Annotated in this window: 10 protein-coding genes; 8 read left to right on the top strand and 2 right to left on the bottom strand. The window is 46.4% G+C overall.

What is annotated here, in order from left to right; genetic code table 11:
- The first annotated feature begins 119 nt into the window (after nt 1–119).
- The 7 genes from DWX62_RS22120 to trxB all read left to right on the top strand — a co-directional run bounded on the left by DWX62_RS22120 (nt 120) and on the right by trxB (nt 6,629).
- Nucleotides 120–695 (top strand): hypothetical protein, encoded by a 576-nt coding sequence (locus DWX62_RS22120; RefSeq protein WP_070101133.1) that lies wholly within the window; start codon nt 120–122, stop codon nt 693–695.
- A complete protein-coding gene (locus DWX62_RS03215) occupies nt 673–960 on the top strand; it encodes a hypothetical protein (protein ID WP_035449033.1) in 288 nt (95 codons plus the stop codon). Before DWX62_RS22120 ends, DWX62_RS03215 begins: the two co-directional genes overlap by 23 nt.
- A 13-nt stretch (nt 961–973) precedes the next feature.
- Complete coding sequence (locus tag DWX62_RS03210) at nt 974–1,240, top strand: hypothetical protein (protein ID WP_005832022.1); 267 nt, start codon at nt 974–976, stop codon at nt 1,238–1,240.
- 359 nt (nt 1,241–1,599) lie between these two features.
- A complete protein-coding gene (locus DWX62_RS03200; RefSeq protein WP_005832923.1) occupies nt 1,600–2,211 on the top strand; it encodes a winged helix-turn-helix transcriptional regulator in 612 nt (203 codons plus the stop codon).
- A 271-nt stretch (nt 2,212–2,482) separates the two neighbouring features.
- Nucleotides 2,483–4,987, top strand: a complete 2,505-nt coding sequence (locus DWX62_RS03195; protein WP_120172577.1) for a DNA translocase FtsK — start codon at nt 2,483–2,485, stop codon at nt 4,985–4,987.
- 3 nt (nt 4,988–4,990) lie between these two features.
- Nucleotides 4,991–5,641 carry a LolA-like putative outer membrane lipoprotein chaperone gene (locus DWX62_RS03190; RefSeq protein WP_080707064.1) on the top strand — a complete coding sequence of 217 codons (651 nt, stop codon included), beginning with the start codon at nt 4,991–4,993 and terminating at the stop codon, nt 5,639–5,641.
- Between the two features lie 37 nt (nt 5,642–5,678).
- The gene (gene trxB / locus DWX62_RS03185) at nt 5,679–6,629 is read left to right on the top strand and encodes a thioredoxin-disulfide reductase (RefSeq protein WP_034522730.1); all 951 of its coding nucleotides are present in this window, start codon (nt 5,679–5,681) and stop codon (nt 6,627–6,629) included.
- Between the two features lie 90 nt (nt 6,630–6,719).
- Here trxB and DWX62_RS03180 read toward each other — a convergent pair whose 3' ends face one another.
- Nucleotides 6,720–7,421: a Crp/Fnr family transcriptional regulator gene (locus DWX62_RS03180; RefSeq protein ID WP_005832010.1), complete on the bottom strand. Its 702-nt coding sequence runs from the start codon at nt 7,419–7,421 to the stop codon at nt 6,720–6,722.
- 292 nt (nt 7,422–7,713) lie between these two features.
- Nucleotides 7,714–9,903: a glutamine synthetase III gene (locus DWX62_RS03175; RefSeq protein ID WP_118936851.1), complete on the bottom strand. Its 2,190-nt coding sequence runs from the start codon at nt 9,901–9,903 to the stop codon at nt 7,714–7,716.
- Nucleotides 9,904–10,319: 416 nt separating this feature from the next.
- Between DWX62_RS03175 and DWX62_RS03170 the strand changes: the two genes are divergently transcribed.
- Nucleotides 10,320–12,641, top strand: a complete 2,322-nt coding sequence (locus tag DWX62_RS03170) for a DUF5686 family protein (protein WP_034522728.1) — start codon at nt 10,320–10,322, stop codon at nt 12,639–12,641.
- Nucleotides 12,642–12,782 lie beyond the last annotated feature (141 nt).

Here is a 12,782-nt window from a genome sequence, read left to right as displayed (position 1 = left end):
GTAGACGTCTATTTCGTGCTTGATTCTTCCCCCATATTTTTGCAATCGTTAATGCTAACGGTTGCTTTTTGTTTTTATAGGCAGAGGGCGCCATAATATAAACTTTAAAAAAAAAGATTATGGAAAATCAAGAATTTCCAAAAGGAGTCGGTTTCGCTCCGTTTTTGCGTTCATTCATGAGTAATTCTTCTATTTCTATTGATGAACTTGCAGTGGCTATGACAATGTCGAAGTACGCAATTACACGTTTGGCCGAGGGCAAGAGCTATCCTACTGACGTGTGCTATGCAGAATTCTGTATCATGTTCACCGTTGTATTAGGCAAAGATTTTGATGCTTACAAAAAGATGACTAGAAAAGACAAAGATGATTTGGTTGCCAAAATAATGGCAAGTGGAGGATCTGCTTGTACGGTGGCAGGAATGATAAGCTTGATTTCGGCTTCAGGTGTTGTTGCTGGGTTGTCGGCAGCAGGAATAACCTCCGGATTGGCTGCAATTGGCGGTATAATAGGAGGTGGTATGCTGGCAGGGATTGCAGTTGTTGCGGCTGCCCCATTGGTAGTAGGGGCCATATTGTATTCTCTTTGTAAACCCAAAGATAAAAAGGCCGATTTTTTGCTTGCGTACAGATATGATTTAGACCCCAAATATGAAATAAATCCTCAAGACAATGAAGATGAAGATATGGATTGAAGAAGCAATGAAGGAAATGGTAGAAGAGGTAGAAAAAAATGAACCGATGCCAAAACATTGGAAACGCAATGTGCTGCTGTTCTGCTTGTTGTCGGCCGTTTGTTTTCAGACGGGACTTTGGGTGTTGGCAAAAAACGGCATTGCTTCCGCTGATAGAAGTCCTCTTTTCATTGCAATTGGCATTGTCTGTTCTATGCTGGTGGGAGTTGTGCTGATTAAATGCTGCTTATATGCAAAAAGAATAATGAATAAAAGTAATAATTAAAAATAAGATAGTTATGGAATGTATTTTTTGTTTGAATGAGAATGCCTATTTCGATGGCGTGAATTATGTTTGTCCGGATTGTGGAAGAGAATGGCCATGTGATGAAATTGCGGATGACGATGATGATAACAACAAGTTGCGTTGCCCTGAGTGTGGCTCGCATTTGGTCTATCCTGATTCAAGTGGTATTAATGATTATGCTTGTGATGCTTGTGGGTGTAGATGGGATGGTGACGATGATGACTACGATGAAGATTATGACGATGATGATGAAGATTAATTATTGCAATTATGGAACTGGGCAAATAGCGCTATTATTACCGCATTATTACATGCTTCAATCTGAAAAAGATTAGCATTCCTTTGCCAAGCCCCCTGCTTTTCATTATCTTTGCCTCTGTAGTTTGTAGTTGCGCACAGTCGTGGAATGTCTTTCTCATAGTTGTGAAGAAGGTGTATCACAAATATGAAGAAGGTAAACCACAGCTGTGCGCATCTTTTTTTGATAAGCTTTCAGCAGAAGGAAGAACGCTTCTTTGCGTAAGGAAGACCCATGCTCTGCCTAATGAAAGCCGGTACTTTGCATGAGCGAAACCTGCAGACAGCAACAGAAATGAATCTAAAAATGGAGGAAAGAATATGGCAATTTTATTTGATTGGTACGAAAACCCGAAAACGAAGGATAAACAAGGGGAAGAACTGACCCTGCATCCCCGGATTAAACTGAACGGCTCCACGACGACCGATGAGCTGCGCAGGCATATACAAGAATACTGCTCGCTGACCGAGACGGATGTACTGGCGGTACTCGATGCTTTGTCGCATTTTGTGGGACGCGAGCTGGGGGAGGGCAGGCAGGTACATTTGGACGGCATCGGTTACTTTGTTCCCACGCTGACCTGCACGGAACCGGTGACACTGGAGACAAAGCGGAAAAGTACTAAGGTGAAGTTGAAAAACATCACTTTCAGACCGGACAAGGCGCTGCGCAGTGAGATAGGAGTATTGAAGGTAAAGCCGCTGAAATTGCGGAATCTCACGAAAAAGAGGCTGACGGATGATGAGGTGAAGCAAAAAGTGGTGAACTATCTACGTAAGAATGAGTTCATCACCCGCAGTGTTGTACAGTCGATTTGCGGCATGACCCGCACGACTGCGACGCGGCAGATTCGTCGTCTTTGTGAGGAGAATGTGTTGGTGAACAAAGGGTTGCAGAAACAGCCGATTTATTTTTTGAAGGAAAAAGAGTAGGTTGATGCGTATAGGGCTTGCATGGATTGCGTCATGTAGGCAAAATCTGCCTGCATGCTTGCATGAGGTCTGCTTGCATGGCGCAATCTGTTGTAAATTAGTGCGCTATGTCATTTCATGCAAGCATGTAAGTAAAACATGCGATAAAACTACAGTGGTAGATTAGGAATACCTATAATCGGCAGACGAGAAATTAAAGAATGAAAACAACGCGGCAGAAGGATAGTTTTTATTATTTTTGCAATCAATTCTCAATAGTTATTTAAAAAATATGGCAAAGAAAAATTCAACAGCTAAAGATACGGAGCTGTCACTCTCGTTTTTTGGGAAAGTGGCAGCGTTATTTAGAAGTGAAACTGTTCATTTCGTTATCGGCTTGGTACTGGTAATCTTTTCGGTTTATTTGTTGCTCGCCTTTTCGTCGTTCTTTTTCACGGGAGCGGCAGACCAGAGCATCATTGACGGAGGCAGTGCGCAGGAGCTGATTTCCACCAATAATGGGGTGAAGAACTACGCCGGTAGCCGCGGTGCGCAGTTGGCCAGCTATCTGATAAATGATTGTTTCGGCGTATCGTCTTTCCTGATTCTCGTGTTCCTGGCTGTGGCGGGATTGAAGCTGATGCGGGTGCGTGTGGTGCGCTTGTGGAAGTGGTTCATCGGCTGTTCGTTGATGCTGGTGTGGTTCTCGGTATTTTTCGGTTTTGTGTTTGTAGACCAGTACAAGGACTCTTTCCTCTATCTGGGCGGTATGCACGGATACAATGTCAGCAACTGGCTTGTGTCTCAAGTCGGTGTGCCGGGAGTATGGCTGCTATTGTTGGTAACTGCCATCTGCTTCCTCATCTATCTGAGTGCACGGACTGTCATCTGGTTGCGCAGATTGTTTAGTCTCAGCTTCTTGAAGCGTAAGGAGAAGGCGGAAAGCATGCAGGGTGAAACGCCGGAAGAGTTCAAGACCTCTTGGGGTGCAAAGGAAAAGACTACTGCTCCGACACCGGAAGCTGCGGAGCCGGAAAAGGTTCTTGAAAAGGAGGAGGAGATTGCCACAGAGGAAGAAGAGGACGAACCGCTGAATGAAATCACCCTTGACTTGGGTGGAAGTGATGGAAAGGTAAAGCCAGCCAAGTCTGCGGATGAGGATGTTACCATGACTTTTGAGACTCCTGCACCGGAGCCGGTGCCCCCTTTTCGGGAACAGCCGGTAGAGAAGGAACCGGCATTCCAGGTTGAGAAGGCTGAAGAGGAGGAGTATGTGGGAACGGAGAAGGAGCCGTATAATCCCCGTCTGGATTTGGAAAACTATCATTACCCCACAATAGACTTGATGAAGCATTACGATGACAATGGTCCGACCATTGACATGGTAGAGCAGAACGCGAACAAGGATAAGATTATCAATACTCTGCGTAGTTTCGGTATAGAAATCAGTACCATTAAGGCGACGGTAGGTCCTACGGTGACGCTGTATGAAATTACTCCCGAGCAGGGCGTCCGCATTTCGAAGATACGCGGTCTGGAAGATGATATTGCCCTCAGCCTTTCGGCGCTCGGCATCCGTATCATCGCTCCCATTCCGGGAAAGGGTACGATTGGTATCGAAGTGCCCAACTCCAATCCGAAGATTGTATCCGGTCAGAGCATTATCGGCAGCAAGAAGTTCCAGGAGTCTACTTACGACTTGCCCATCGCACTGGGTAAAACGATTACGAATGAAGTGTTTATGGTGGATTTGTGCAAGATGCCGCACGTGCTCGTTGCCGGTGCTACCGGTCAGGGTAAGTCCGTGGGGTTGAATGCCATCATCACCTCCTTATTATATAAGAAGCATCCGGCAGAGCTGAAGTTTGTGCTGGTAGACCCCAAAAAAGTAGAATTCAGCATCTACTCCGTAATTGAGCATCACTTCCTCGCGAAATTACCCGACGGGGAAGATGCCATCATTACGGACGTCACGAAGGTGGTGCAGACTTTGAACTCCATCTGTGTGGAGATGGATACTCGCTATGACTTGCTGAAAGCTGCCCATGTGCGCAATATCAAGGAGTATAACGAGAAGTTCATCAACCGTCGTCTGAATCCGGAAAAGGGGCATAAGTTCATGCCTTACATCGTAGTCGTTATCGACGAGTTCGGTGACTTGATTATGACAGCCGGTAAGGATGTGGAACTGCCCATCGCACGTATCGCCCAGTTGGCGCGTGCCGTGGGTATACATATGATTATCGCTACACAGCGACCGACAACAAACATCATTACGGGTACGATTAAGGCCAACTTCCCGGCGCGTATCGCCTTCCGTGTATCGGCCATGGTCGATTCGCGTACCATCCTCGACCGTCCGGGAGCCAACCAGCTGATAGGCCGCGGTGATATGTTATTCCTGCAGGGAGCTGACCCGGTGCGTGTGCAGTGTGCCTTTATCGATACGCCCGAAGTGGCGGAGATTACGAAGTTTATCGCCCGCCAGCAGAGTTACCCCACTGCTTTCTATCTGCCCGAATATGTGGATGAAAATGCAGGAGGTGATTTGGGGGATGTGGATATGGGACGTCTCGATCCTTTGTTCGAGGATGCAGCCCGTCTCGTTGTTATTCACCAGCAGGGTTCCACATCGCTCATTCAGCGTAAGTTTGCCATCGGTTATAATCGTGCCGGCCGCATCATGGACCAGTTGGAGAAAGCGGGGATTGTGGGACCGGCGCAAGGTAGTAAGGCGCGTGAGGTGTTCTGTATAGATGAGAGCGACCTGGAAATGCGGTTAAACAATTTGCAATAAGGAATGGTTATTTATAGAATGATGAAACTTGATAAGCTTTTACTTGGTGTGCTATTGCTGTTGTTTGCTGTGCCGATGTCGGCACAACAACCGGATGCCAAGAATATATTGGAGCGTACAGCCGAAGCCTTTCGGAAAGCGGGAGGGGTGAAGCTGGCGTTTACCGTGAACGAACAACAAGGCTCTTATGCGGGAGTTCTCTATCTGGAAGGTGAGAAATTTGTGGTTGAGACCGAGGGAATGAAGACTTGGTTTGACGGACATACGCAGTGGAGCTATGTGGCTTCGGCAGATGAGGTGAATGTATCGGAACCTACGCAGGAGGAATTGCAGACTCTTAATCCGTATGCTTGGTTGTCCCTCTACAAGCAGGGATACAGATTGAAGTTGAGCAGTGTCGGTGGTAAGCAAGACAAGTCTGTTTATTACATCACCATGACTGCTGCCGACAAGAGAAAAGACCCTGAAAGTGTCTATCTGTTTGTGACAAAGGATACGTATCGTCTGCATCAAGTGGACTTGGCACCACGGGGGAGTAAGTATATGACTACTATCCTTATTGATAGCTACCAGACAGGACAATCCTATCCGGATAGTTTCTTTGTCTTTGACAAAAAAGCCTATCCTACAGCTGAAGTCATCGACATGCGCTAAATAGTAAATTGTAAATAGTCAAATAGTAAATAATATAATGATGGAAACAGAAAAAGTAAAATGTCTGATTATCGGTTCGGGTCCTGCCGGCTATACTGCCGCTATTTATGCAGGCCGTGCCAATCTTTCACCGGTACTTTATGCAGGATTGCAGCCCGGTGGCCAGTTGACAACCACTACTGATGTGGAGAATTTCCCCGGTTATCCCCAAGGTATCGGAGGTCCGGAATTAATGGAAGACCTGCGGAAGCAAGCCGAACGTTTTGGCGCAGATTTGCGTTATGGAGTTGCTACCGCAGCCAATCTTGCTGAAGCACCTTACAAGATTACGATTGATGACGAAAAGATGATTGAGGCTGAAACGCTGATTATTGCTACAGGTGCCGCTGCGAAGTATCTGGGGCTGGAGGATGAAAAGAAATATGCGGGAATGGGTGTCAGCGCTTGTGCCACTTGTGACGGTTTCTTCTACCGCAAGAAAACGGTAGCTGTTGTAGGGGGTGGAGATACTGCCTGCGAGGAAGCTGTTTACCTTGCCGGACTGGCTGCCAAGGTTTATCTGATTGTCCGCAAACCTTATCTTCGCGCTTCCAAGATTATGCAGGAGCGTGTGATGAAGCATGACAAGATTGAAGTACTGTTCGAACATAATGCCGTAGGCTTGTTTGGAGAGAACGGTGTGGAAGGTGTACATTTGGTACAGCGTATGGGTGAACCGGATGAGAAGCGCTATGATGTAGCTATTGACGGTTTCTTCCTTGCCATCGGCCATAAACCCAACTCGGATATTTTCAAACCTTATGTAGATACGGACGAAGTAGGTTATATCGTCACCGAGCCGGGAACACCGCGTACGAAAGTGCCGGGCGTATTCGCCGCCGGAGACGTTGCTGATCCTCACTATCGTCAAGCCATCACCGCTGCCGGAACTGGTTGCCAGGCAGCCATTGAAGCGGAACGGTATCTTTCTGCAAAAGGAGTGATTTAATAAGGGATTAAGGATTAGGGATTAGTTTGTGACAGTATTATACATATAACAAGAGGTATAAGCTCATCCCTAATCCTTAATCCCTTATCCTCATCCTATCTTGCTGATTTTCTTCAGCTTTTCTTCGTCTATGATTTTGATTTTACGTCCGTCGATGGTGATTAACCGTTCTGTGGCAAACTGTGACAACGTACGTATGGCGTTGGAAGTGGTCATGTTTGACAAATTGGCCAGATCTTCACGCGAGAGATAGATACTCAAGGTGGAGCCGTCTTCCTCCAAACCATAACTTTCTTTGAGGAACAGCAGGGATTCTGCGAGTCTTCCGCGGATATGTTTCTGCGTCAGGTTTACAGTGCGTTCATCGGCAATGCCCAAGTCAACGGACAATTGCTTGATGAAGAACATGGCAAGGTCGTTGTTTTGTGTGAGCAGAGTCATCAAGGCAGTCATGGGGATTTGGCAAACAAGAGACGGCTCGAATGCAGATGCTGCCGTGACATAGTCTGTTTTTGCAAAGTAAGGGCGGTAACCAAAATATTCGACAGGTTTAATCATACGGATAATCTGGCTTCTACCACCGACTCCGTCTTTATAGATTTTGACCTTTCCACTCAGCAGACACATCAAATGCGTAGGTGTCTCGCCTTCGCAATGGATGACTTCGTTTTTTTTGTAGTTCTGGAGTGTGAAGTGGTTGGCGAGGAATTCCCGTTGTTCGTCATTCAAGGGAGACCATATATCTGCAATCAACTCCGGAACATTAATATCAGACAAGTTTACTTTTACCATAACTGCTGCAAAACTGTGTTATACAGCACAAATGTAAAAAGAAAAAATTAAATATTGCACAAATATGACAAAAAGATGTCGTAGGGGGGGAGATAAAGGAAAATCTATATATTTACGATTAGACGATTTACGATTGAAGTTTGTATTGTTAAACAACTGCTCATTAGCAGGTGGGTTTATGATTGTATGAGTAACTCCAACCGTAAACCGTCAAATCGTAAATCGTAGTAACTTAATTGTTTATCGTAGTATCTCTATCCCCCTCCCTACGGGGGAGGGGCTAGGGAGAGGCCTACTTTGTAAACAGCAGCTCCCTATATTTCGGAAGCGGCCAGATTTCATCATCAATTTCCATCTCAAGGTGGTCGATGTGGTCACGGATACTTTCCAGATAAGGGCGTACGGTTTCTTCGTAAGCGAAAGCCTTGTCTTTGTAGTTATCCATGTGGTTGGCTACTTTGCGGGCTTCGGTCATTTCGCGTACTTGTACCTTGATGGCGGTTACGCGCTTGGAAATTTCGCGTACAAGCTCTTTCCGGTCGGCACTGAGGACTTCGTATTCTTCGGGAGAGAAGGTCTCGCGCAGGCCACGGAGATTTTTCAGCAGACGGTTTTGGTAGATAACGGCAGTCGGTACGATGTGGTTGATGGCAAGGTCGCCCAGCACACGGCTTTCTATCTGTACCTTCATGGTGTATTTCTCCAGTTCTACTTCCAGGCGGCAGGCAAGCTCCGTTTCGTTGAAGATACGTTCGCCGATGAGTACGGAACGGGACTGGTTATCCATGTAGTGCATCAAGGCTTCGGGAACGTGGCAGATGTTGGTCAGCCCACGGCGGGCGGCTTCCTGCTTCCATTGTTCGGAGTAGCCGTCACCCTCAAAGCGGATAGGTTCGGAGGCGATGATGGTCTCTTTCATAATGCGGAAGATGGCTTCATCCTTGCCGACCCCTTCTTCCATCAGTTTGTCGATGGATACTTTGAACTCGTTCAGCTGATTGGCCATAGCCGCATTGATGGCAATCATGGCGGCGGCGCAGTTGGCAGATGAACCTGCGGCACGGAACTCAAAGCGGTTGCCGGTGAAGGCGAATGGAGAAGTACGGTTACGGTCGGTGGTATCCAGTAATATTTCGGGAATACGTCCGATGCCTAATTTCAGTGTTGTCTTTTCTTCCGATGTCATCTTGCTGCTGCTTATCTGGCGGGCTATCTCGTCGAGGATGGAAGACAGCTGTTTGCCCAGGAAGATGGACAGAATGGCGGGAGGCGCTTCATTGGCTCCCAGACGGTGGCTGTTTCCGGCACTCATGATGGAGGCGCGCAGCAAGTTCTGGTTTTTGTATACCATCATCAGTACGTTTACCAGGAAGGTAAGGAACAGCATGTTCCCTTTCGGATTCTTGCCCGGTGCAAACAAATTGATACCCGTATCGGTGCAAAGCGACCAGTTGTTGTGCTTGCCGGAGCCGTTCACGCCGTTGTAGGGTTTTTCGTGAAGCAGTACGGCGAAGTGATGCTTGCGTGCGATGCGTTTCATCAGATCCATCACAAGCTGGTTGTGGTCGTTGGCAAGGTTGGCATTCTCAAAGATAGGCGCCAGCTCAAACTGGTTGGGAGCTACTTCGTTATGGCGGGTCTTGACCGGGATACCCAGTTTGTGACATTCGATTTCCAGTTCTTTCATAAAAGCTGTGACACGTGGGGGGATGGAGCCGAAATAGTGGTCCTCCAGCTGCTGGTCTTTGGCCGAGGAGTGTCCCATCAGGGTACGTCCGGTCAGACAAAGGTCCGGGCGGGCATTGTACAGTGCCGAGTCGACGAGGAAATATTCTTGTTCCCAGCCTAAATTGGTATAAACGCGTGTGATATTCTTGTCGAACAACTGGCATACGTCTGTCGCTGCTTTGTCTACGGCTGCCAAGGCTTTGAGCAATGGAGTCTTGTAGTCGAGCGCTTCGCCGGTATAAGAGATGAAGATAGTGGGGATGCAAAGTGTGGTATCTACCACAAAGGCAGGTGAGGAAACATCCCAAGCAGTATATCCTCGTGCTTCGAATGTGTTTCTGATACCCCCGTTGGGGAAAGAGGATGCATCCGGTTCCTGCTGGATGAGCAGTTTGCCGGAAAAACGTTCAATCACTTCCGTTCCTTCTCCGAATTCGATGAAGCCGTCATGTTTCTCGGCTGTTCCGTCCGTCAGAGGCTGGAACCAGTGCGTGTAGTGGGTGACGTTGAGGGACTTTGCCCAACTTTTCATGCCGTTGGCAATCAGGTCTGCCATTTCGCGGTTGATGGGAGTGCCTTTTTCGATGGCGTCGGTCACGGCTTTGTAGGCTTCACGAGGCAGGTATTCCTGCATTTTCTTACGGTCGAAGACATGGCTGCCGTAGTAGTCGGACAGTTTGTTTGAAGGGGTGGTCACTTCAAGAGGTTGCCGATTGGCAAGTTCTTGCAAAGCAAAAAATCGCATTTTTGACATATAAGTCTCTCCTTTTATTGGTTGTTGGGCGCAAAAATACATGTTTTTTCTGAACTACCCCCTCTTTTTTAGGGGGTATTCTCGAAAATATTAGTGTTTTTTGAGAATAGACCCCCTGAAAAAGCCTGCTTGTTATGGAAAAACGACCCAAAGCTTGCGTTTGTTACATGCCATGATTAGTAATCTTTCCGCATCACGATTAGTAATCTTAGTGCGTCGTGATTAGTAATTTTCATGTGTCACAATTACGAATCATTCTGTACATGACACTTGTGGCATCCTTTTTATAACAATTAATATAGGTTCGTATTTATCTCGCACAAACTATGTGTGCTTGTGTATTATTGTCTCTCGCGCGTAACATATGTTTTATAATAAAGGGTGTCACAAGTGTCATTCCCGCTTCTTTATGGAACATGTTTTTGCATTACACAAATTCTTCCGTATATTTGTCCCGATTCTATAAGGAGAAATTGCGGTTGAAACGTTTGTTGTTTATATGGATTTGGATTTGCTTCTTGTTTTCTTTTGTACAGAAGGCAGGGGCGGAGCGTGTATCTTATCCGGTTGACAAACATGTGAGTTCGGCAGACTCCATCATGGAGAAAGTCATCTTCTTTGCCCCCCTTTATGAACGTATTATTGAAAGTTACAAGGCTGAGCTTTACATAAAGGGCTGGGTGAATATCCGTAAGAAGAATCATATTCTCCGCTACATCCCTTCCATGTTCCGGCCCAAGAAAGGGGTGCGGGAATATATGATGGAAACTTATAGCGATTTGCATTTTACTGCTCCCGACATCTATGACCAGAAGGTAAAGGCAAGTGTCGGTACTGCTTCCGAGTTTTGGGAAATGGACGGACGGCTGCCGGAATATTTTCACATCAACATCTATTCTTCTACCTTATTATATGACAAACTACTCTCTCCTTTAGCACCCAATGCCAAAAAATATTATACCTATCGGATTGATACGGTGATGGGGGAACGGCATGCCCTTCAGTATAAAATCCGTTTTATGCCAAAAAGCAAAAGCTTTCAGCTGGTGGGCGGTTATCTGATTGTGAGTGATAACGTGTGGAGTGTACGCGAGATGCGTTTTTCCGGACGTAATGAGATGGTGCGGTTCAATAATCTGGTGAAGATGGGTAATGTGGGCGATTCGGACGAATTTCTTCCGTTGCAGTATGATGTGGATGCAACGTTTCGTTTTTTGGGAAATGTGGTAGATGGCACTTATGAAGCTGTACTCGATTATAAGAACATCATTCAGAAAACTTCTGGCAGTGATATACGGAGGTCGGTGAAGAAAAGTAAATATGACTTGTCCGATTCATACACGTTGCGTACTGATACGAATGCTTATCTACGTGATACTGCTTACTTTAAAACTTTGCGTCCCATTCCTTTGACTCCGCATGAGGAGACACTGTATCAGGATTTCTTCTTGCGTCGGGATACGCTCGCCCGGAAAAAGAAACCGGTGAATAAGAACTTGGAGTTTTGGGGGCAGATTGGAGATGCATTGATCAGTCGCTATACGGTAGACCTTGATAAATTGGGGAGTGTGCGCTGTTCACCGCTAATCAATCCTTTTCTTTTGAGCTATAGCGGCAAGCATGGAATTTCGTATCGGCAGGAGTTCAAGTACAACCGTATTTTTACCGGTGATCGCCTGCTGCGCATTGTTCCCCGGATAGGTTATAATTTTAAGGAAAAAGAGTTTTACTGGAGGGTGAGGTCCGATTTTGATTATTGGCCCCGTAAGCGTGCAGCATTGCATCTGGAGTTTGGTAACGGTAACCGGATTTACAGCAGTGATGTGCTGGACGACCTGAAAGCCATCCCCGACAGTATTTTTGACTTCAACCAGATACACTTGGATTATTTCAAGGATTTGTATCTGAATCTGCGTCATAGCTGGGAAATAGTAAACGGTCTGTCGCTGGAAGTGGGTGTATCCATGCACAGACGTACGGAAGTGAACCGCTCCCGGTTTGAACTGAACTACCCGAGCATGCCGCCTACCAAGTCGGCCACCCGTGCCGGTTCCGGAGGTTCATCCTTCTTTCCGAATTTTGACCCGAATATCCTGAACAAGTTCCGCCATACCTATAATAGTTTTGCTCCCCGCGTCCGCCTCACCTGGACTCCGGGACAATACTATTATATGAATGGCGACCGTAAAGTAAATCTTCATTCCAAGTATCCTTCCATCTCAGTAGATTGGGAGCGGGGACTCAGTGGAGTGTTGCAGAGCAGTGGTTCGTACGAGCGTGTAGAGATTGATTTGCAGCATCAGGTTTCTTTGGGCTTGATGCGTGATATTTATTGGCGTTTTGGTTGGGGAGAGTTTACCAATCAGAAGGAACTGTACTTTGTGGACTTTGCCAATTTGCGGCGTTCCAATCTTCCTATGGGTTGGAGTGATGATATTGGCGGGGTGTTCCAGTTGCTGGACGGCCGCTGGTATAACTCTTCCCGTAAATATATCCGCGGACACCTTACCTATGAAGCGCCTTTCCTCCTGCTCCGCCATCTGATGAAATATACCCAATATGTATTGAATGAACGTCTGTATCTGAATGCATTGGTGGTTCCTCACTTGAAACCTTATCTGGAAGTAGGGTATGGCATTGGTACACATATATTTGACTTTGGCTTGTTTGCCAGCTTTGCAAACTGGAAGTATCAGGAAATAGGTTGCAAATTTACCTTCGAACTGTTTAACAGATAGCAATGTGGTAATGTGATTAATGTGCCAATGTGTCAATGACCAGGGCGTGATGGCGTAGCATAAACATAGCGCAGCCAATTAGCATATTGGCACATTATCACATTAATCAATTGTCAATTATTGATTCTTTTGTAACTTTGC

This window comes from Bacteroides sp. AF20-13LB (assembly GCF_003603065.1).
GTDB lineage: Bacteria > Bacteroidota > Bacteroidia > Bacteroidales > Bacteroidaceae > Bacteroides > Bacteroides uniformis.
Note: the sequence above shows the minus strand (reverse complement) of the source record. Positions and strands in the feature narration are given on the sequence as shown.